21 protein-coding genes are annotated in these 21,064 nt (G+C 58.9%); 7 read left to right on the top strand and 14 right to left on the bottom strand.

What is annotated here, in order from left to right; all coding sequences use genetic code 11:
• Positions 1-86: 86 nt before the first annotated feature.
• The 3 genes from HMPREF3169_RS03875 to HMPREF3169_RS03865 form a co-directional block, all read right to left on the bottom strand.
• Positions 87-290, bottom strand: a complete 204-nt coding sequence (locus tag HMPREF3169_RS03875; protein ID WP_062036471.1) for a hypothetical protein — start codon at positions 288-290, stop codon at positions 87-89.
• Between the two features lie 117 nt (positions 291-407).
• A complete protein-coding gene (locus HMPREF3169_RS03870; protein WP_070455751.1) occupies positions 408-1,217 on the bottom strand; it encodes a hypothetical protein in 810 nt (269 codons plus the stop codon).
• Positions 1,218-1,316: 99 nt separating this feature from the next.
• Positions 1,317-2,192: a GDSL-type esterase/lipase family protein gene (locus HMPREF3169_RS03865; RefSeq protein ID WP_168162615.1), complete on the bottom strand. Its 876-nt coding sequence runs from the start codon at positions 2,190-2,192 to the stop codon at positions 1,317-1,319.
• Between the two features lie 309 nt (positions 2,193-2,501).
• On the opposite strand from HMPREF3169_RS03865, the gene HMPREF3169_RS03860 reads away from it, so the two are divergent.
• Together HMPREF3169_RS03860 and metE are read left to right on the top strand one after the other, a co-directional pair.
• Positions 2,502-3,425: a methylenetetrahydrofolate reductase gene (locus tag HMPREF3169_RS03860; protein WP_070455750.1), complete on the top strand. Its 924-nt coding sequence runs from the start codon at positions 2,502-2,504 to the stop codon at positions 3,423-3,425.
• Positions 3,422-5,686: a 5-methyltetrahydropteroyltriglutamate--homocysteine S-methyltransferase gene (metE, locus tag HMPREF3169_RS03855; protein WP_070455748.1), complete on the top strand. Its 2,265-nt coding sequence runs from the start codon at positions 3,422-3,424 to the stop codon at positions 5,684-5,686. The genes HMPREF3169_RS03860 and metE overlap by 4 nt, the downstream gene beginning before the upstream one ends.
• Here metE and HMPREF3169_RS03850 read toward each other — a convergent pair.
• On the bottom strand, positions 5,683-6,321 hold the full coding sequence (locus HMPREF3169_RS03850; protein ID WP_070455832.1) for an HAD family hydrolase: 639 nt from the start codon (positions 6,319-6,321) through the stop codon (positions 5,683-5,685). The two genes, metE and HMPREF3169_RS03850, sit on opposite strands and share 4 nt — an antisense overlap.
• A 68-nt stretch (positions 6,322-6,389) precedes the next feature.
• Here HMPREF3169_RS03850 and HMPREF3169_RS03845 point away from each other — a divergent pair, with 68 nt between their 5' ends.
• The 5 genes from HMPREF3169_RS03845 (at position 6,390) to HMPREF3169_RS03825 (ending at position 10,668) form a co-directional block, all read left to right on the top strand.
• Complete coding sequence (locus tag HMPREF3169_RS03845; protein WP_082787645.1) at positions 6,390-6,920, top strand: peptidylprolyl isomerase; 531 nt, start codon at positions 6,390-6,392, stop codon at positions 6,918-6,920.
• Positions 6,921-6,993: 73 nt separating this feature from the next.
• Positions 6,994-7,650, top strand: coding sequence for a rhomboid family intramembrane serine protease (locus HMPREF3169_RS03840; protein WP_201057343.1), 657 nt, complete (start codon positions 6,994-6,996; stop codon positions 7,648-7,650).
• Positions 7,651-8,166: 516 nt separating this feature from the next.
• Positions 8,167-9,453 carry a hypothetical protein gene (locus HMPREF3169_RS03835; protein ID WP_070455747.1) on the top strand — a complete coding sequence of 429 codons (1,287 nt, stop codon included), beginning with the start codon at positions 8,167-8,169 and terminating at the stop codon, positions 9,451-9,453.
• A 55-nt stretch (positions 9,454-9,508) separates the two neighbouring features.
• Positions 9,509-10,078, top strand: coding sequence for a hypothetical protein (locus tag HMPREF3169_RS03830; RefSeq protein WP_062036461.1), 570 nt, complete (start codon positions 9,509-9,511; stop codon positions 10,076-10,078).
• An 11-nt stretch (positions 10,079-10,089) separates the two neighbouring features.
• Entirely contained in the window at positions 10,090-10,668 is a 579-nt protein-coding gene (locus HMPREF3169_RS03825; RefSeq protein ID WP_070455745.1) for a hypothetical protein, read from the top strand.
• Positions 10,669-10,689: 21 nt separating this feature from the next.
• Here HMPREF3169_RS03825 and HMPREF3169_RS03820 read toward each other — a convergent pair whose 3' ends face one another.
• The 10 genes from HMPREF3169_RS03820 to HMPREF3169_RS03775 form a co-directional block, all read right to left on the bottom strand.
• Positions 10,690-11,340, bottom strand: coding sequence for a response regulator (locus HMPREF3169_RS03820; RefSeq protein ID WP_062036459.1), 651 nt, complete (start codon positions 11,338-11,340; stop codon positions 10,690-10,692).
• Between the two features lie 6 nt (positions 11,341-11,346).
• Entirely contained in the window at positions 11,347-11,580 is a 234-nt protein-coding gene (locus tag HMPREF3169_RS03815; protein WP_070455743.1) for a hypothetical protein, read from the bottom strand.
• A gap of 62 nt (positions 11,581-11,642) precedes the next feature.
• Complete coding sequence (locus HMPREF3169_RS03810; protein WP_168162614.1) at positions 11,643-12,677, bottom strand: sensor histidine kinase; 1,035 nt, start codon at positions 12,675-12,677, stop codon at positions 11,643-11,645.
• A gap of 70 nt (positions 12,678-12,747) precedes the next feature.
• Positions 12,748-13,020 carry a cell division protein CrgA gene (gene crgA, locus HMPREF3169_RS03805; protein ID WP_062036453.1) on the bottom strand — a complete coding sequence of 91 codons (273 nt, stop codon included), beginning with the start codon at positions 13,018-13,020 and terminating at the stop codon, positions 12,748-12,750.
• Positions 13,021-13,090: 70 nt separating this feature from the next.
• Positions 13,091-15,031, bottom strand: a complete 1,941-nt coding sequence (gene pknB, locus HMPREF3169_RS03800) for a Stk1 family PASTA domain-containing Ser/Thr kinase (RefSeq protein WP_070455740.1) — start codon at positions 15,029-15,031, stop codon at positions 13,091-13,093.
• A gap of 3 nt (positions 15,032-15,034) precedes the next feature.
• Positions 15,035-16,468 (bottom strand): serine/threonine-protein kinase, encoded by a 1,434-nt coding sequence (locus HMPREF3169_RS03795; protein ID WP_070455738.1) that lies wholly within the window; start codon positions 16,466-16,468, stop codon positions 15,035-15,037.
• A 2-nt stretch (positions 16,469-16,470) separates the two neighbouring features.
• Positions 16,471-17,898 carry a penicillin-binding transpeptidase domain-containing protein gene (locus tag HMPREF3169_RS03790; protein ID WP_070455736.1) on the bottom strand — a complete coding sequence of 476 codons (1,428 nt, stop codon included), beginning with the start codon at positions 17,896-17,898 and terminating at the stop codon, positions 16,471-16,473.
• The gene (locus tag HMPREF3169_RS03785; protein WP_070455734.1) at positions 17,895-19,247 is read right to left on the bottom strand and encodes an FtsW/RodA/SpoVE family cell cycle protein; all 1,353 of its coding nucleotides are present in this window, start codon (positions 19,245-19,247) and stop codon (positions 17,895-17,897) included. Before HMPREF3169_RS03785 ends, HMPREF3169_RS03790 begins: the two co-directional genes overlap by 4 nt.
• The gene (locus tag HMPREF3169_RS03780) at positions 19,248-20,591 is read right to left on the bottom strand and encodes a PP2C family protein-serine/threonine phosphatase (RefSeq protein WP_070455732.1); all 1,344 of its coding nucleotides are present in this window, start codon (positions 20,589-20,591) and stop codon (positions 19,248-19,250) included.
• Positions 20,588-21,040, bottom strand: a complete 453-nt coding sequence (locus HMPREF3169_RS03775; RefSeq protein WP_061925626.1) for an FHA domain-containing protein FhaB/FipA — start codon at positions 21,038-21,040, stop codon at positions 20,588-20,590. The genes HMPREF3169_RS03780 and HMPREF3169_RS03775 overlap by 4 nt, the downstream gene beginning before the upstream one ends.
• Positions 21,041-21,064: the final 24 nt, after the last annotated feature.

Here is a 21,064-nt window from a genome sequence, read left to right as displayed (position 1 = left end):
CTTATCCTATAAGAAAAGGCTGCCTTCCTTTGCTCGGATTATCCGGAAAGAAAGGCCGCCTTAGCAGGTTTTATGCTCTGCAGGTTCTATGCAAGGTGGTAATTCGATACGTCGTATCCAGAGAACTCGCGGTCGATACCGTTGTCATCAACAGAACGGAAGATAGTGCCGTTCTCAATCGCAAAGCGGAGATTGTCAACACGATGTGAAGGATCCCCGCTGACGGAGCCGGCTGGGAAGTAGTAGGTCGCTCCGCTCTTGAGCTTGACAATGAGAGACTCGAAGCTCATTTACTCTCCTTGAGATAGGTTCGAAATACTCAAGAATTCAATCAGCTCTAGGTCTCTTAATCAAAGAATTGAGATCAAGACAACTTGAGCGCTACCCCCTTGCTCGGGGGGATATTACTACTCCTGCTCGTCAGTCTGCAGGCGGTGCTTGCCCTCGTCCTCGCGGTCATCGGTGATGCGGGAGGTATCGGCCTCAGCGGCCGCAGCTTCTTCCTTGTGCTTTGCCAGCTGCTCATCGATGGAGCCCAGCAGCTCCTCATCGCGCTCGACGACGCCCTCTTCAGCGAGGTCGGAATCCTTCTTGAGGTCCTGCTCGGAGGTGGAAGTGTAGACCAAGGTGGAGCCCTCAGCCGCTGCGTTTGCGCCGCCACCGAAGTCCTCAACGCGAGGTGGAACCTCGGAAGGAGCTTCCTTGCGGATCTTGAAGAAGTAGTAAGCGCCGCCGGCAACTGCGGAGACAAGAGTCAGAATAAGAGCGAATGGCCAGAACTTGGAGCCCTTGTCTTCCTTGCGGAAGTTGACCTTCTTTGCCTTTTTCAGTTTCTTTGCGCTCTGCTTCTGCGCCTTGTTTGCGGCCTTACGTGCAGCCTTGGATTGCTTCTTTGCCTGCTTCTTGGTCTTCTTCTGCGCCTTCTTGGCATCCTTGCGAGCCTCTTCGAAGCGTTCAGATGCCTGCTTGCCAGCTTCCTGGCCGCGCTCCTTGAGCTCGGCGATGGTGCGCTCGAGACGCTCGTGGGCAGCCTGGGTTACAGCACCGGCGTTGCGGCGTGCCTCTGGGAAGAGATCCTTGCTGCGGCTTTCCGCACGTGCGGCGGCGCCTTCAAGGGCGGCATAAGCTTCGAGTTCTTTTTCCTCGCGGTAATCCTTGAAACGGCTCCACAGATTGTTCGCTAGACCGATGGAGGCGGAAATTGCGGTGGGGTTCATCCCAGATGCTCCTTAAATTAGTTTATGGTGCGCTTCACCCCAGCGTAGTGACGGCGCGAGGGCCCCGCCACTATAGCGTTTAATCCTTATGTGGATTTCCTAGCGTGCGAGGACGCGATCCGAAAGGATGCGCGCCACGCCAACGTTGCCGGAGTGGGTCAGGTGGTTGAAGAAGTTATGCGGCTCCGCAAACTCGTAGACGCCTCCCATCCAGCGCATGCCGGTCGGCGCACACATATTGTGGTCGATGGTGGCCGAACGTAGGTCAAAGTAGTCCACATGGTTTTCCTGGGCGGCCTGGAACATCGCATGGTTAACGTTGTCTTCGATGGTGCGTACGCTGCCCAGTGCGGAGAGGTTAGCGCCTAGGCCTGGGTTCTCCTTGATGCGGATTGGGCAAATGGAGCCGTTTGCCGCAGAGAAGGCTGGGTAGCCCACCAGGGTGATCTTGGCGTTTGGGGCGGCAGCGCGGATGCGGTTTATCTGATTGCGCATCGCGTTCTTATAAGCCGTGCGGTTCGGGTCAAGGATGAAGTTCGTGTTGACGACGTCATTGAAACCGAACTGGATCAGCACGTTGCGCGTGCCCGGGTTGAGGGTGTGGGTATCCACTGCGTGGCCTACCTGCTGGACAAAGTCCGAACGCGGCGTGGAGCCAGCAGCGGTAGCGCCGGAGCAAGCGTAGTTGATGACGCGCTGGCCCGAGGCGCGGCCGAGCTCGCGGCCAACGTTGGATGCGCCCTGCGGGCAACCCTGTGGGCTCGGAGCGCCTGGGTCGCTGCCGATCTTCATGGCGCTAGACAGCTCGGCAATGGGGGAGCCGATTTGATCGAAGGTGGGGTTGGCAAAAATGGAGTCGCCGAAGAGGATTGTCTCAGATTGCTGAGCCGATGCGGCTGCCGTTCCAAGAGCTGCGGTGGTTACTACTGCAGCGCAGACAGCAGAGAGCTTGGTCAAAATCTTATGTTTTTTCAAGAGAGAGCCTCGATGTCGTTTGCGTTTGGAGCTGGTCGCAACTTGTTTAAGAGAGGTGGTATAGACAAGTCTGACATTGGGAATTGGCCTTGATTTTACTGCTTTTTCAGGCCAGTTACCCCCGCCGCCACGCCTTCTAGGTAGACAGCTTGGTTCATTTTGGGCGATTTTTATTCGCGCTAATAAACGTTAACCCCGCAGGCAGAACCGTTTTAAAGATGGTACCTAAAATTTAGCCCTCCTTTCTTAATAGACCGCTTGGTACATTTCATCTCAACGAAATCGAAGTGACCAGCGAAGGAGGTGGGCATGACTCCGCGACTCTCGGCCTCTGCGCCTTTAGACCAAATCAATGAATGGACGGCTCGGGTGCGTCAGCGCACCGCGCTTTCCTTCGAAGTGATTCCGCCGCGCAACGACGCTGATGCGAGCAAGACATCTGAACTGCTTGCAGTGTTGCAGAGCTATCACCCTGATTACATCGCAGTAACCAGCTCGCAGCGCTCCGGATGGTTGCGTGGCACGGCCGCATTCATTGAGCAGATTGCGCGCACTACCTCGATGCGTCCCCTGGCGCATCTTGCTTGCACTGCCGGTAGCCCGGAGGAACTTAGCGAGTGGGTCGATGTACTCGTCGATTCTGGCGTCCGCGGATTCCTCGCACTGCGCGGGGATCTTCCGGAAGACGGCATGCCCGTGGGCTACCTGCAGCATGCTGATGAGCTGATCCGTCTCATTCGGCGTCGGGAAGCAGCGCAAGCGGCACGTTTCGCCGCAGGCAACCTGGCCGTCGGCGTGGCGTGCTATCCCAATGGCCATGCGGAATCAGCCAATGCTGATGAGGACATCGATGTCCTGCTGGCCAAACAGCGCTTGGGCGCGAACTTCGCCATAACGCAGCTCTTCTTCGACCCAGAAGACTATGCGCGCTTCTATCAACGCGCCCGGCTCGCCGGCGTGCGCATCCCGCTTATCCCCGGAATCATGCCGATGACCAGCGTGGCCCGCCTTGAGCGAATGGCGGGGCTGTCCGGGCTCGACGTCCCGCCAAAAGTGCGGGCAGCGCTCGCGGCAGCGGAAACCCCAGAAGAAGAACAAGAAATCGGTATGGAGCTCACGGCCGAACTCGCGCGCGGCGTTCTGCGCGCGGGCGCGGAGGGCCTCCATATATATACGCATAACAACTCAGCCATCACCCACGACCTACTGAGCAGAATCGGAGTAAATCGATGAACGCACCATTTCCTCACACAACCATCGAAGGCTATCCGCGCGTCGGCGCGAACCGCGAGCTAAAGCGCGCACTCGAGGCCTTCTGGGCCGACAAGATCGATGAGGAGACCTTCGAATCGGCCACGCACTCGCTGCGCCTTGATACCTATGCCCGCCTACATGACCTCGGCCTGCGTGAGGATTATGCCATCCCGGCGGACGTGGCCTATTACGATCACGTCCTCGAAACCGCGCTGACGGTGGGCGCAGTCGAGGGCGAAACCCTTGCCGATGAGTTCCGTCTAGCGCGCGGAAATGCACAGGCAGCACCACTGGAGATGACCAAGTGGTTTGACACCAACTATCACTACATCGTCCCAGAAATTGCTGACGAGCAGGAGTTTAAGGCGCGTCCGCAACGCGTGTTGAAGCTGGTGGAGGAAGCCCGGCAAGCAGGCCACAAGGTGCGCCCAGTGCTGGTGGGGCCTGTGACGCTGCTTGCGTTGTCTAAGCCGGCGGAAGGTTCCCACACCCAGCCTCTCGAGCACCTGGGCAAGCTGGTGGATTCCTATATCGAGGTGCTTGGGTACCTGCATGCGGCGGGCGTGGAGTGGATTCAGCTCAACGAGCCAGCGCTGGTGGCTGATCTGCAGTCAGCAGATGACGCTACGCTTGCCGACGCCCTTATTCAGGCCTACGAACGCATCCTCGGCACTGCGAAACGCCCACAGATCTACTTGACCACGCCTTATGGCGCAGCCCGCAGGGGATTGGACGCGATTGCGAAGCTACGCCCGGAAGCAGTCCAGGTGGACTTGAGCGTGGGAACCCTGGCGCTGGAACCGGATTATTTGGAGCGCGTAGCGCAGTTGCCGGTGCACGTGAGCGCGGGCCTGGTTGATGGCCGCAATGTGTGGGCGGCGAACCTGCGCGATCTGCGTGCCAAGCTGGAGCAGCTTCCGGGCGCCTCGGTTACTACCTCGGTATCTTTGCAGCACGTTCCGCATACCGTCGCTGCCGAAACCACATTGCCAGTTGACGTCGCGACGTGGTTCTCCTTCGCTGATGAAAAGGTACGCGAGGTCGTGGCCCTTTTCGCCGGCCCGCTCGACGCCCCAGAGGCTTATGCCCAGGCCGATCGCGCGGTGCGTACCCGGGCGGAATCGGCGCGCACGCATAACCGGGACGTCGCCAAGCGCACGGCAGGGCTGCCGGAAGGGCAGGTCCAGCGTCAGCCGCTGTTTGCCGAGCGCGTCGAGGAGCAGAAGTCCCTGGGCCTGCCGCAGCTTCCGACCACCACGATCGGTTCCTTCCCACAGACCCAGGAGATTCGTGCCGCGCGCGCCGCGCACCGCAAGGGCGAGCTTTCCGACGCCGATTATGAAAAGGCGCTGCGCAAGGAGGTCGCGCAGGTCATCGACCTGCAAGAACGCCTAGGGCTGGACGTACTCGTGCACGGCGAGCCGGAGCGCAATGACATGGTGCAGTACTTCGCGGAGCTGCTCGACGGCTTCGTGGTCACCGAAAATGGCTGGGTGCAGTCTTATGGCTCGCGCTGTACTCGTCCGCCAATCGTTGTCGGTGACATCTCCCGCCCGCAGCCGATGACGGTGGAGTGGGCCAAGTACGCGCAGTCGCTTTCTGCAAAGCATGTCAAGGGAATGCTAACCGGCCCGGTGACCATCCTCGCGTGGTCCTTTACCCGCGATGACGTGCATCAATCAGTCTCCGCGGACCAGTTGGGCGTGGCGCTGGCTGACGAGGTGCGTGACCTCGAAGACGCCGGCATCAGCATCATCCAGATCGACGAGCCCGCACTGCGGGAGCTGCTGCCGCTGCGTCAAGAAGAACGCCAGGCTTACCTTGATTGGGCAGTGCGTGCCTTCCGTTTGGTTGCCCTCGAGGCGCAACCGACCACCCAGATTCATACGCACCTGTGTTACTCCGAGTTCGGGCAGATCATTGATGCGGTGGCAGGCCTCGATGCCGATGTCACCTCCATCGAGGCGGCGCGCTCACGCATGGAGCTGCTGCAAGACATCGATGAGAAGTTCCACTCGGAGATCGGCCCTGGCATCTATGACATCCACTCGCCGCGCGTGCCTTCGGTGGCGGAGATGGCCGAGCTCATCCGGGCAGCACTACGCCACGTGCCGGCGGAGCGGCTGTGGATTAACCCAGACTGCGGTCTTAAGACCCGCGGCTACGCCGAGACCGAGGCCTCGTTGCGCAACATGGTCTTGGCCCGCGAAGAGGTGCTCAGCTCACTCGTCCCCGCCTAGAAGCTCAGCTCGTCCAAGCTCGAAATCTCGCCCGAGCCGTCGCGACGCAGGTGCACCGCTTGCAGCCCGGCGGCGCGGGCGCCCTCGACGTCGTTAGCCAGCGAGTCACCCACCATCAGCGTTTCCGCGGGAGTAGAACCCACCACCTGGCAGCCTGCCAGGTAGGCGGTGGCCTGCGGTTTGGGGATTCCCAGATCCACCGTGGCGATGAGACGCACCTCTGGCAGATCTAACTTGCCGGCCCGCAGCTTTGCCTCCTGCATCTCGCGGGCGCCGTTGGTGAGGACGCCAACGCGAAGACCTGCTTGCAGGGCTCGCTGCAGGGCGGGCAGGGCGTCGGCAAAAGCGCGCCAATTGCGCTGGTAGGCGGCAAGATAACCCGAATAGGCCTGCAATGCGTCGTGCTCCGAAAGGTCTTTTTCTAGAAACTCGCGGCAGCGGGCGATGCGCTGGCCATGATGGGTGACCTCGCCGCGCTCATAGGCGGCGAACCACTTGCGCTCGATGGCGGCAAAGCGTTCATGTTGGCCAGTGGGAAGCCCTAGCTCGCGGCACCATTCGTCGAGACCTTCGCGCATAGCGGAGGTATGGTCCATCAAAGTGTCATCGAGGTCGAAGAGCACGGCGCGAATCATGGACTTAAGCATAGTGATCGCTTAGGGCGTTATGTCATTTGCGGCGCGCGAGCCAGAAATTCCATACAATGGTCGGCATGACTCAGAAGACCGCAACTGCAACGATGCACACCAATCACGGTGATATCGTTATCGACCTGTTCGGTAACCATGCACCGGTAACCGTGGAGAACTTCATCGGCCTGGCAAAGGGCGAGAAGGACTACTCCACCCAGAACGCAAAGGGCGAGCAGTCCGGACCGTTCTACGATGGCGCAATTTTCCACCGCATCATTGATAACTTCATGATCCAGGGTGGCGATCCAACCGGCACCGGCCGTGGCGGCCCTGGCTACCAGTTCCAGGATGAGTTCCACCCAGAGCTGCAGTTCGACCGTCCATTCCTGCTGGCTATGGCAAATGCTGGCCCAGGCACCAACGGCTCCCAGTTCTTCATCACCGTGGCTGCGACCCCGCACCTGAACAACCACCACACCATCTTTGGTGAGGTCACCGACCCGGCATCCCAGGAAGTCGTGTCCAAGATCGCCAAGGTTGATACGGACCGCATGGACCGCCCACGTGAGGACGTCATCATCGAGTCCATCGAGATCGCCTAAGAGCTCTTAACAACTGAGCCCACCACCACTTATTAAAAGTGGCGGTGGGCTCATTGAAGTTTTTTGGGAAAATATGGAAAAGACATTGCGCAACTACCTAAAACAAGCGCCGGTCACCGCCGGGGTCATCGCCCTGTGCACGCTGGTTTGGACAGTTACCGCCATCCAGTCGCATTCGCTTACTGCGTCCTACTACGGCTCTTCGCTGGCCTATGACTGGACGCTGTGGGGCCCGGACTTTGAGGCTGCGCCGTTGACGGCGCTAAGTGCCGGGTTTATGCATATCGATCTCGGACACCTAGCGGTGAACATGTTTCTGCTTTTGCTCGTAGGCCGCGAAATCGAACAGGCCTTAGGCGGAGTGTTGTATGCCTGTGTATATCTGCTCTCTTTGCTGGGCGCCTCAGCGGCCGTGCTGGGGATGGATTATCAAACACCGACGGTGGGGGCCTCGGGAGCTATATATGCACTGCTGGCTTTGCTGGTAGGGCTCTACAACTCTCGCGGTATGGATCTGCGGGCACCCATTGTTCTTGTAGCGGCCAACGTGGCTTACACGTTTTTGATGTCCGGCGTATCCCTATGGGGTCATTTGGGCGGTTTGTTCACAGGCGTGATTCTCGCATTTTTTGTTTTTAACAGCCGTCGGGGAGTGCGATGGACGGGAATTTTCACGGTTTTCTTGGCTTTAAGTTTCTTTTTAGGCCTTCAAGCAGGGTTTTGGGGATAACTCCGGCGAGTTATTCACCAAAACGCTTGTGCGAAAGAATTCCACAGTAGTTATCCACAATGTGGATAACTACATTTTTGTAATTTCTCGAACGCATGGCCGGAGTTTTGCCTGATCACGCAGGCAAGAAGACTTACATCCTTGTAATTTAGCCCTTGTGGAAGTGGGTGAAAACAGTTATACACAGGCTGTGGAAGAAAGCTGGGGAATTTGATTTTCACAGAGTTATCCCCAGCCTGTGGATAACTTTCCTCCCATCTTGTTGGCAACTCGGGAAGGGGGCAGAAGCGGGTGTGTACGAAAGGACAATTTTGGCTGCGCGCGGAGTCAAAAATAGCTGGGAAAATTCTGGAAAATGCAAGCTCAAGTGGCAATTATCCGAAAGTATCTGAGGTATTGAAGGATGCGATGGTGGCCGATTAGCGTCATGTGAGTAGTTCACAGCGCGTGGAGGGAGAGACCGCGCCGCTGTGAACCTCAAACTTCAAAAAATAGTGAATAAAAGGAAACGTAGCGATGCGCATTCCCCGCCTCCATCTCAGCTACTACGTAGCAGCCGCCGCACTGTCTGCGGCAAGCCTCGTTGCCCCTGCTGCGGCACACGCAGAGATCCCCGCCATGCCACAGGGCTATCCGATTGAGAATCTCTACCAGGAGTGCAGCCCAACAGAAGCTACTGCAGCGGGCTATCCAGATTGGCACTTTGGTGAAACTGGCCGCCGTTACCTTTCGGATGGCACCATCCAGTTCACCAACACCACCAAGCAGACGGTTCCGTACACCGCCACCGTCGAATCCGGGACTAATCACGAGATCGAAGCAAACTCTGCCGCCAAGTGGCCTTCCAACTGGAACACCACCGCAAAGGCAGACATCGGTCTGACTCTGTCCAACGGCTGGATAGAGGGGGAAACCATCGGGCCGATCAAGCTTGCGCCTGGCGATTCCTTCCGCGTGGAATACGGCACCGTGGAAAAAGACTTCATTTCCATGTTTGTGGACTGCAAGGATGGCATCTATACCAATATCCAGGGTGCAAATGTCATCCGTGGTACCGCACCGGCCGAGCGTTATGCCTGGGCAACCGTAATTCACGCCGACGGTACCGTTGATGACCAAGCGCTTGAGATTCCTTCCCGCGCGCCGGGTGCGAACAGCAAGGTTGTTGACGGTGGCTACAATGCCGTCTCCGGCCCAAGCCTGGAGAAGATTGCCGATGAAAAGCAGGACTATGTGGTCAACCCTACGACCGACCTGCAGCGCGAGAATTGGCCGAGCGAAGGCGAAGAGTGCACCGCTGGCGATATGCAGTGGTACCCGAACACCATTGAGGGCGTAGCTCCTACTTTCCGAAAGCCGGGCTTTTCCCAGGACTTCATGAACTGGACTGAGGCTGATTACACCTATCGTGGCATCACCGACCACCTGGTGGGCGCGCAGTACAACGGCCAGATGAACTGGCTGGGCAATAAAGGCCGCCTGCCGGAGGGCTGGCTCGGCTCCATCGGTGCCGCACAGCGTGCCTACATGCCGGTGGGTACCGCGCTGGCGCCGCTCGACCTTAAGCCAGGTGAGCGCGCGCGCATCGAATACGGCACCACCATGATGCGCGTGAACTACAGCGAGCTGCACTGTGGCCGCGATGGTAAATACAGCCTCGTTCACGACTTCAAGCAGGCCTCCGCGCCGGCCGGATTCTGGGCGGAGGCCACCGTCACTGGCAAGGATGGCTCGACCCGCAAGGTTGACGTCACCCCAGATGAGTGGCGTGACCTACCAGTTGCGACCCAGACCGCTTATTAACACCACGACACCGCCTACCAACCCCACTTTCTTTCTCACTAAATAGGAGTACATCATGCGCTTTAACCGCACTCTCGCCCTGGCAGCATCCGCAATTGCTGCAACTTCCATCGCCGCTGCACCAGCAATGGCACTGCCTGCCGTTAACCACGGCGCTGCTAACCCGACCACCATCGGTGAAAAGTGCGTCAACCCGGGCGATACCGGCCAGACCGTTGAGATTGTCCGCACCTACTTTGATGGTTCCGCAGGCACCTGGACTGTCTCCAACTACAATGCTGAGCCGCTGCCATTGACCCGCGCCATCAAGGAGACCAAGACCAAGACCTGGAACGTTTCCGTAGGCGTTGACTTCGACATCCTGAAGCTGGTCAACATCAAGTTTAACGCTGGCTACACCGATTCCCAGACCTACGAAGTAGGCGAGACCGTCGGTCCGTACAACGTTGCACCTGGCAAGACCGCCGTCATGCGCGCGGGCTGGGTTGTCTCCGACTTTGAAGGCGAGAAGACCGTGTGCGGCCAAGACGGAACCTGGCAGGGCACCGGCGAGACCTTCACCGCGTCTCTGCCAGCAGAGCGCCACGTTGAGGTCTCCACTCGCGACAACATGAAGTTCAACTAGGGGAGGCAACTGTGCACAAGTTTGCACGCATCGCCGCAGCATTGCTGGTGGCAGTAAGTGCGGCCACTCCGGCTGCGCAGGCTGTCGACGGCGCGGCTTCCTACCGCCTGCCGCAGCGCTGGAACGATGACTACAAGCCGGGCACGCACTGTGCAACACCGGGCGCACAGGGCACCTATGTCACGGCGGAGCGCATGTGGTTTAAGCAGACTGACGCTGCCAGCGTGGCTAATCGCAACGACTACACTGTTCCAGTTAGCCACACCGTGACTGATAAGCGTACGCAGACCACTGAGGTCAGCGTTTCGGTGAAGCCAATCGGCGACATTGAAAAGTACATGTCGAACGCATTTGGCTTTAACTTCGTCCACCAGATCCATTGGAGCCTCGGGCAAAAGATTGGCCCCTACGATTTGGAAGCTAATCAGCAAGGCAAGCTCGTGTGGGGCTTTATGATGCTCGACGCGGATTCGCAGGATGTGCGTTGTTCCGAGGATCAGCAGTGGGTAGAAAAGGGCGCGCCGTACTTTGTCAGCGCACCGTACTCACGCTATTCGGAGCTACGCATTGACGACGCCCCGGTGTATTAAGACGTGTTCTAGCCTCAGTGCCTAGCTACCTGCCCCGCCTAAAATCTTGGTTACAAGATTTAGGCGGGTGCTTGCGTTAAAGGTGACGATGAGGCTGGAGACGTGCTTTTTCACCGAAGATTCTGAGATTTCCAGCGCTGCTGCGATCTCGGAATTCGAATTGCCCTGTAGCAGCAGTTTGAGCACGTTGATCTCGTTAGTGCTGAGGTGATGCGTCTCGATGGCGGTGGCGACTGGGTCCTTACGGGGCGCATCCCCGATGTATCCCACCAGGCGGTGCATCGCTACGGGTGCAACGACGGTGCCGCCGTGGATGGCCTCGTGCACTGCATCGATGATGGATTGCGGTCTTTGGTTTTTCAGGATGTAGCCAGCGCCGCCCTCTTGCAGAATCTTGAGCATGGTGTCATCCGAATCAAAGGATGTCACCGCCAAGAAAACTGGCGGGTAGGGCCTTTCCTTGATTTTGCGCAGCAAAGTGATGCCGTCCATCGTGGGCATGTGAATATCTGCCAAGACGATGTCGGCATCAACGTTGTCCAGCATCGAGAGGCATTCTGCGCCGTTAGCTGCCTCAGCTACCACCGAGATGTCATCGGTGGTTTCGAAATAAAGCCGCAGTGACGAGCGGACCAGCGGGTCATCATCAACGAGAAAGACTCTAATGGACATCGAGGCTTAGCGGCTACGACCACACCACCAACGCTGCGGGCTGGTGGAGCAGCGGAATACGTTTGCAAAGTCTTCTGCCTGAGAGGTGTAGTAGGTGAAGCCACCGGTGTTGGTGGTCTCTGTCTGAGTAGCAGACTCAGCGGCATTGGAAGAACCGAAGGAAGAAGCAGCGCTAGCAAACGGGGTGCCCATCAAACACAGGGCCGCACCGGCAGCGGCTGCAGCAGAACGAAAACGCATGTGGATACTCCTATTGGGGAGAGAAATAAAGACGATGGGCCTTAGCCTACTACAAGGTAAGTTTATCTGCGCACCATGCTGGAAATTGGGATATAAAGCGCACTTACCCACTTACCATTGTGGGGGCCGCTGCTGAAAGTGCCGTTTGCTGCGGCAACTCTTTTTTCGATTTCTGAAAGGCCCAGTCCAGTCGTCATATGATGATCTGCCTGGGCTCCAGCGATGAGTGAATGGACTTCTATATCGAGACCGCGGTAATTGCGTTGTAGCCGGATGGTGATTTCGGAACCTGCTTCGGCATATTTGATCAAGTTGGCGCTAAGTTCTGAAAAGACCAAATGCAGATCGTTGGGCAAAGCCATGGAACGCGCTAATTTCCCGAGCTTTCCTTTCACAGTGCATTCGAAACCATGGCTTTTCAGGAAGCTCTGCATTACTTCCAGTTCTTCTGCGATGGTCGAGCGTGCTTTCTTTAACGTTGGAAGGTCCTCGTTTTTCATAAGGCGCAACAGATCGCGGACCTCCCCCATTGCCTTGCGCGCGTCATCCGCGATGGCTGTGGAGTTCTCAGCCACCTTCGGGTTGGTTTCTAGAAGGCCGAGTGTTTCTGAGCGCATGATCACCGAGGTTAACGTCGTTGCCACGGAATCATGCAGCGTGGTCATCAGCGCGTGTCGGTATTCCTGGTTCCTCTGCTCAGCGGCGAGCCGGCGTTGGCGCGCCTTTTTTAGCGAAACGCCGAAAATGATACCCAGCAAATTGATCGCGGACACCAGAACAAAGCTAAAGAGGTCGAGCGAGGTGAAGATGCCCTGTGCAGGATCGATAATGGAAAGAAGTACCAGCACCAGCCCTGGGATAACGGCGTGAGTCCATGGACGTCGGTAGGAAATTAGCCCAACGATGACTGCGCTCCATGCGACCAATAAGAACGAGCGCCATTCAGTATGCCATGTGCAAATACCAAAAAGCGCGCTATAAGCCGCGGCCGCCCACAGCGGGTGGTTCATACCGAGCGGGGTAAGAGCCACGCCGAGGACAGCAAGCAATAGCGCGCCAGGAGTTAGGGAAGATGGATCGACGGCGACGGTCAGCATCACGACGATGATGCAACCGACGCCGGCGAAAAGGTAGAACCTCGTAGAGTTCATGGTCTGGGGATGAAGTTTAGCGCCAGCCCATCGTCATGAGCAGGCCGATGATGGCTAAGCCGAAACCGATGCCGTAATTCCATGGGCCCAGTTCCTGCATGAATGGGATGGACTCGCCGGCCAAGTAGTTGACCACGAGCCACAGCAGGCCGATGATCATCAGGCCCAGCATGATGGCGATGTACCACTTTGGCGTGCCCTCGGAATTGATCTTGACCGGAGTGCGGTTGGTCGCAGAGCTAGAGGACTGCGGAACGCCCGAGCTCTGGGTGATCTTTGACTTTGGCATTGCTAAACCTTCAACTTTTCTTTAGGCATTCTTTTTAACGGTTACTTTAGCAGGCGAAATTCGCCTGCTACTAGCGCGGGAGCAGCTCTGTGGCGGTGAACTCCCAGACGCGGAGCTCCACGGTTGCGTTCTTGCGAATGGCATCGCCCGCATTCACAGAAGCCCAGCCCACGCGGCCGTTATCCACCAGTGCACCGGTAGGAACAACGGGGCCGGTGCGCACGCTACCCTGCCAGCCGGCAGAGCGCAGCGCGGATTCAGCCTCAGAAGGCGTCTTGTGCAACAGGTTCGGTGCCGTGATGAGCATGCCATTGGAGACCTCAATCGTGACGGTCTCACCCTTGGCCAGCTTGCTGCCCTGGTTGCTTACGGACAAAACTCGATCCGCCGGCTCCTGAGAGTCCACGACGTTGACGTTTACCTCAAAGCCCACCGACTCCAGCATGCTGACAGCGCGGTCTTGTGGCATACCGGTTACGTCAGGGACCTTGGCCTCCTCCTTGCCCTTGGACACGGTGACCTTGACCTTTGAGCCCTTAGACAGCTGCGAGCCGCCGGCGGGATTCTGAGAAATGATCTGGCCGGCAGGAGCATCGTCGTTTTTCTCTTCGACCTGCTCGTTGAGGGAAAGCCCGGCGTCGCTAAGCGCCTTGCCCGCCTCTTCCAAGGTCATACCGGAGAGATCCGGCACATCGGTGATCTCGTCACCGGAGGAAACAGTCAACGTAATCGAGGAACCCTTCTGCAGCTCCGAACCCGGCGCAGGGTTCACGCGGATTGCCTGGCCACGCTTAATATCCGGGTTAGCTTCTTCGTTGACGGTAACCAGCAGGCCCATCTTCTCGAGTTCGGCGACGACCTCGTTGCGTGGGCGCTTTTCTACCTCGGGAACAATGACCATGTTGGCGCGGGCGGTCGCCTCCTCTTGCTGCTGAGCAGCACGATCTTCCTCGCGCGAGGCATTCCAGAAGTCCCAAGCAAAGTAGCCCATGATGGCAACCAACAGGCCCGCCAAGAAAAGCGCGAGCCACTTCAGGCCATTGCCGCCCTCCTCGTCCTCGTCAGGACGAGTGGATTGCACAGGAGCGCGATGTGCACCGGCCACTGGCGCCACCATCGAAGTCGCTTGCTCTTCCTCGTTGACGTGGCCGCGCGCAGCTTCAGTGAGCTGGCCATTGGCCATGCGCTGCAGGTCTTCGCTCATCTCCCAGGCGGATTGATAGCGGTCAGCTGGATGCTTGGCCATAGCGGTGAGGATGACCGCGTCGATGTTGAGGCGCTGGGTATTAGTCAGGTGCGTCGTGTCGATGTACTGCGAAGGCGGAACCGGCTCTTCTTGAACATGCTGGTACGCCACCGCGAACGGGGTCTCGCCCTCGAAAGGGGTGCGGCCGGTGACGGCCTCGTACATCACGCAGCCCAATGCGTAGACATCGGAGCGTGCATCCGCTGGGTTTCCACGGGCCTGCTCAGGAGACAGGTACTGAGCGGTGCCGATGACCGCAGAGGTCTGTGTCATGGCGGAGGTGGAATCATCGAGCGCACGCGCGATGCCGAAGTCCATCACCTTCACCTGGCCGGTGTTGGTGAGCATGATGTTGGCGGGCTTGATGTCGCGGTGAATGATGCCGGCCTCGTGGGAAGCCTGCAGTGCATTTGCCACGGGTGCCAGTAGCTGCGCTGCCTCCTGAGCTGGAAGTGGGCCGTCTTCACGAACGATATCGCGCAGGGTACGGCCGTTGACCAGCTCCATCACGATGTAGGGGATCGCCATGCCATCGACGGTCTTTTCACCGGTATCGAAAACAGAGACGATGTTGGGATGATTCAGTTTGCCGGAGTTTTGAGCCTCGCGGCGGAAGCGCTCACGGAAATTGATGTCACGCGCCATTTCGGGGCGCAGCATCTTGACAGCAACCGCGCGCCCCAGAACCGTGTCTTCGGCGTCATAAACCTCAGACATGCCGCCAGATCCGATGACCTGGCGAATGTGGTAGCGGTCATTGACCATGTTCTAGGCACCATCCTGGGGTAGTAGATTTTCTAGGGGGTTATCAGGCTGCGAGTCTACTGCGGTTGGAGACGTTGGTGTTTCATTGACTTCGGTCTCCTGCTGGACAGTAGTAGGGATTTCCTGCTGCGTGGGGGTATGAACCGGCCGGGTCGGGGTGTTTTTCTCCTGCGTAGGTGTCTCCTCCTCAACCGAGTGCGTGGTGGTGACAGTGACCTGCTCAGGGGTATCTTCCGTGGTTTCTTCGGGGGTAACGACCTCGGTTGTTACGGGATCGCGGTACTCCGTAACCACGATGGATTCCGGCGGAGTGGTGGGCTCCGTGGACTCGCCTGCGCCTTTGAAGAAGTTTGCCGCGAAGAATCCCAATGCCGCCAAGGCGGCCAATGCGGCAGCAATAAGAAGGCCTACACCAAATCCAGAGCTCTTCTTTTTCTCCTTTGGCACGGGGTGTGGGGTGTCCTTGACTGGGGCGCGCTCCGGGGTGGCGGTTTTGGGGTTGGCCACGCTGGCGAGCATCTCCGTGGACGCGGAAGGGGAAGGCTCGGCCGCCATTGGTGCTAATGCCCCCGACTTAGGCTGTGGCGGGCGCTGGCCGTTGCGCACTGCAGCGACGGCGTTGGTGAACTCGTTGCCGTCCGCAAAACGGGTGGTGGGATCCTTGCGCAGAGAAATCCCGATGAGCTCACGAGCAGGGGCGCTAATCGACGTCGAGAGTGGCTCCGGCGCCTGGCTGATGTGCGCGAGCGCGACGGACACCGAGGAATCGCCGCTAAACGGGCGCTTGCCGGCGAGCATCTCGTAGCCCACGACGCCCAAGGAATAGACATCGGAAGCCGGCGTGACATCGAGACCCTGTGCCTGCTCTGGGGAGACATACTGCGCAGTGCCGACCACCATGCCGGTGCGCGTGAGAGGAACCGCAGCTGCTGCCTTGGCGATGCCAAAGTCGGTGATCTTGACCCGCCCGTTCTGGGTGATCATCAGGTTGCCGGGCTTGATATCGCGGTGCACCAAACCCATGCGGTGGATCACGGCGAGGCCATGCGCTGCCTGCTCCATGACATCGAGCGCGAGGGTCTCCGGCAGGGCGCCCTCGCGGGCTAGAAGATCGGCGAGGGACTCGCCGCGGACGTACTCGAGCGCCATGAAGCAGAAGGTACGGCCGTTGTCCTCGAGCTCGCGGTAGTCATAGGTGGCCACCACGTTTTCAGAGGTAATCGACTCTGCCGACTGAGCCTCGTTGCGGAAACGGCTGAGGAACTCGGTGTTGTCGGAAAACTCAGGGCGCAGTACCTTGATTGCTACCTCGCGGTCACCGCGGACGTCGTCAGCCAGCCACACCGTGGACATGCCGCCGTGGCCGATGATCCACTGCAGCTGGTAGTCATCGCCGATGAGGGCTTGGAGATGCTCTTTATTATCTGAGTTGCTCACTTTTACTGTCCTCCATATGCGCGCAGGATGGCGCGTCCGATAGGGGCAGAAACCTGGCCGCCGGTGGCAGACTCGCCGAGATTGCCACCGTCTTTGACCACGACGGCGACGGCAATGTCGCGGTCCGGATCGAACGCGACGTACCACACGTGTGGAGCCAGGCCATCGCCGTGCTCTGCGGTGCCGGTCTTGGAAGCAAAGGAGTTGCCATCGTAGCCGAAGGTCGAGTGCTCCGAGCCGTACATCAATTCCTTGATCGTGTTCGCAACATCCTCCGTTACCGCTTGCTCGGCTTGGCGGGGTTTGGTCGCGCGGATCTCATTCATCTGCGCATCAGTGATGCGGTTGATGAGGTAGGGCTCCATGCGCTTGCCCTTGTTGGCAACGGTGCCAGCCATAATGGCCGCCTGCAGTGCAGACATGGTCACGTCTCGCTGACCGATGGCGGACTGGGCAACCTGCGCGCCGTCGGCAAGCTCGCCCAAATTGCCGGCAGCACTGTTGACCCCGAGATCATATTTTTCGCCCACGCCGAAAGCCTCGGCGTACTTGCGCAACTCATCAGCGCCGATGGATTCAGACATCTCCACAAAGGCGGTGTTGCAAGAAAGCGCGAAGGCAGTCTGCAAGGTAACGGACTGGGAGCCGCCACACATCTGGTTTCCATAGTTGGTCAGCTCCGTCACGGAGTCCGGCAGCACGATGGAATTAGCACCCGTCAGCGAGGACCCGGGATTAAAGCCATTGTTGAGGCCGGCGGCCGTGGTGATGATCTTGAAGATGGAACCAGGAGGCAGGGTTTCCTGCGTGGCGTGGTTGAGCAGCGGGGTGCCCTCCTGCTCCTGCAGCGCGCTCCAGGTCTCGTCGGCGTTTTCTCCTAGCAGGTCATTCGTGTTGTAGCTCGGCGAGGAAGCCATGGCCAGGATCTTGCCGGAGGAAGGCTGGATGGCCACCGCCGCGCCGTTGTAACCCGGGCCAACCAGCTGATCATAGGCGGCCTGCTGCAGCGCAGGATCGATGGTGACCTCGACGTTGGCACCTACCTTTTCCTTGCCGGAAATGGTGTCGAGCCAGTTCTGGGTGAGGAGGGAATCGTCGGTGCCGTTGAGGATCTCGTTCTGAGAAGCCTCCAACTGGGAAGCACCGAACTGGGTGGAAAGGTAGCCGGTGATGTTGGAAAAGGCCGGCGAGTCGGTGGGGTAGGAACGCGAGTACTTGCCCTCGGAATCCTCGGTGGACTTAGCCAGCACCGTATCGCCGGCGAAGATCTGGCCACGCGGGGTGGTCTGCATGGCGTAGAAACCGCGCATGTTCTTCGGGTTATGTGCGTACTTGTCATCTGAAAATGCCTGCACCACGGTGAGGTTTACGAGCAACACTGCGGTCAAGAGGATGGCAAAGAGAGAGACGAGGCGGATCGACTTATTCATCGGGTTGCCTCCTGTACGGCGGGGAACATGGAAGTATCGGTAGGCGCATTGCTGCTGGTCTCACGCGCTGGGCGACGAGCCGCGTTAGAGATGCGCAGCAGGATTGCCAGCAGCATGTAGTTAGCCATCAGCGAGGAACCGCCAGCCGACATAAATGGGGTGGTCAGGCCGGTCATCGGCAGCATGGCGGAAATACCGCCAGTGACCACGAAGACCTGGACTGCCAGGGTCAGCGACAAACCGGATGCAACCAGCTTGCCGTAGGAATCACGGGACTTCAGCGCGGTATTGAAACCGCGAGAAGCCAGCATGCCAAACATGACCAGCACGGCGGCTAGGCCAATGAGGCCGAACTCCTCACCGATGCCGGCGAGGATGAAGTCGGAGTGCGCCACTGGGACGATCTCTGGGTGGCCTTGGCCCAAGCCCGTTCCGGAGATGCCGCCGGAGGACATGCCGAACAGTGCCTGGGAAAGCTGGTAACCGCCGCTGTCGTAGTTGCCCAGCGGGTCCAGGAAGTTGGAAAAGCGCGTTTGGATCTTCGAAGAGATCTGGTAGATGCCAAAACCACCAACGCCTACCAAGAGCAGGCCAATGAGCAGCCAGCTGACACGGCCAGTTGCCATAAACAGCATGCCGAGGACGGTGGTGAACAGCAGCAGCGCCGGGCCGAAGTCATTGGAGATGCCCATGATGACGATGGCTATTCCCCAAATCACCAGAATCGGCGCGAGGTCACGCAGACGCGGCAGGGAAAGGCCCAAGAAGCGGTAACCGGCAACGGTGAACAGCGAGCGCTTTTGGGTAAGCAACATGGCGAAGAACAAGATGAGCATGATCTTCGAGAACTCGCCAGGCTGGATAGAAAATGGGCCCAGCCACAGCCAAATACGCGCCTCGACTCCCGGCGGCTGCGGCCACACCAGCGGCAGCGCCAGCAGGATGAGGCCGGCTGCGCCCAGGATGTAGGAGTAGCGGGTCAGGGAGCGATGATCCCGCAATACAACCAGCACCAGCACGAAGAGGATAAGGCCGACGATCGTCCACATCACTTGCCGCCGGGCCAGGCCGCCGTCATTGACAAGGTCGAGGCGCGCCAGCATGACCAGGCCGGTGCCGTTGAGCAGAGACACAATCGGCAGCATGAGCTGATCCGAATGCGGCGCCATGAAGCACAGCACCAGGTGGGCGACGGTAAAGACGCCGATGAATCCACCGATGAGGTAGAGGACATCCATGGTCAGGATGTTGCCCTGGGAAAGTTCCAGGCTGACGGTGGTGATGGCAAAGACCACGGCCGCCAGAATCAGCAGCCCGAGCTCAGTGCCGCGGGAAAAGATCTTCTTCACTTAGCTCACCTTCCGGCACGTGATTCCTGGTTTAGCGGTTTTCTTCTCTAGCTTCTCGTCCGTCTTCTTGCTCGGCGTGCTGATGCACGGCTTGAGTGCCTTGGAGGACAGGCTCGAAAGCTGGGTTTGTACCTCGGCATAGGAACCCGAAGGCAGGTTATCTACGGCCGCGCGCTCGGAATCTGGCAGGTCAGTGACCTTGAACGGGGCGAAATCCCCCTCACACGGAGTGGATCCGAGACGCAGCGTGTTTGCTTTATCGACGCACGCATTTTGGTATTTGTGGTGCAAAGAACGCCCAAAGACTGAGAAATCTACGCCTTGCTCGATGCTGAGTGCCCCTTCTTTGTCGGTGGCGACGTAGAAGTTGTTAGAAATCTCGTTCTTGGTCCAGAATCCGCCGCCGATGACGAGCGCGAGCACCACTACGAGGGCGCCGATTACCTTCCAACCAACTTTCTTCTTTGGACTGTGAGGTTCCTCGGTGTCGTCTTCCTCTTCTTGGGGCGCAGGCGACGCCTCCCGTGGCCTTGTTAGCGCAGCCGCGCGGCTGGCGGAGGAATCCGGGTGTGTCGGCTCAGGTACGACGCCTGCGATGGCGCCGACCTTGACCGGCGAGCTATCGCCTTTGCCCTCGACTACCTCGGCCAAGACGATGGTGACGTTGTCTGGGCCGCCGGAACGCAGGGCGAGATCGCGGAGGGTAACCGCGGCGTCGTCAAGCGTGCTTTGCGAAAGTGCCAGTTCGATGGTGGTTGCCGTAACCGGATCCGAAAGACCATCGGAGCACAGTAGCAGGCGGTCTCCGACCTTGGCATCCAGCATGAACAAGGTGGGATCCACCGGGCGGCCGGTATAGGCCTTAAGAATCAGCGACTTCTGCGGATGGGAGGAAACGTCCTCGGGGTCGAGGCGACCCTCATCCACCAGGGACTGCACATACGTGTCATCGCGCGTTACCTGGGTCAGCTTGCCGTCGCGCAGGCGATAGCCGCGGGAGTCACCCACGTGGCACACGCCGAACTCGGTGCCGTTGAACATCATCGCGGTCAGCGTGGTGCCCATGCCCTCGGTCTCTGGATGCTGCTCGACGTGTGCGGAAATGGACGCGTTTGCATCCTCCGCCGCGGCGCCCAGCAGCGCGAGCATGTCATTGTCTTCGGGGTCTTGGTCGAGGTGCTCCAAGTGCTCAACCATGAGCTGGGAGGCCACCTCGCCGGCGGCGTGGCCGCCCATTCCGTCTGCTAATAACAAAAGATGGGGACCAGCGTGGGCGCTGTCCTCGTTGTTTTGGCGTACTAGACCGCGATCTGTGATCGCGGTGAATTTAAGGCTTAAAGTCATGCCATCAACCTCACGGTCGTGCGGCCAAGTTTGATGTCGGTGCCAACGCCAACTCGCTCCGGCTGATCGATGCGAACGCCACCCACGAAGGTGCCGTTGCGGGATTCCAGGTCTTCCACAAACCACTCGCTGCCGCGGCGGAATAGGCGCGCGTGATGACCGGAAGAAAAGTCATCGCCGGTGACAAAGTCACAGTCCTGCGCACGGCCCATGGTGCACTCTTCGAGCGTGCCGAGCTGCATGTGGGAGCCACGCAGGGGCCCGTCCACGATGTTGATCTGCTTGGGCGTTTCGCGACGCCGCGGAGTGGCCTTCGCCTGCGCCGAAGGCTGGTAGACGCCGGCAGCCTTATTGGCGTCCCGGCGCATTGCGTTCAAGGCCACCAAGATGAAAAGCCACAACAGTGCCAGAAGGCCGATGCGAAGAGCTAGCAAAACGACTGAATCCATGGTGACCTCCTTACTTTCTCGGCG

This window comes from Corynebacterium sp. HMSC08C04, from assembly GCF_001807495.1.
Lineage (GTDB): Bacteria > Actinomycetota > Actinomycetes > Mycobacteriales > Mycobacteriaceae > Corynebacterium > Corynebacterium simulans.
The sequence above is the reverse complement of the archived record's forward strand: the minus strand, read 5'-3'. Positions and strand labels throughout refer to the sequence as shown.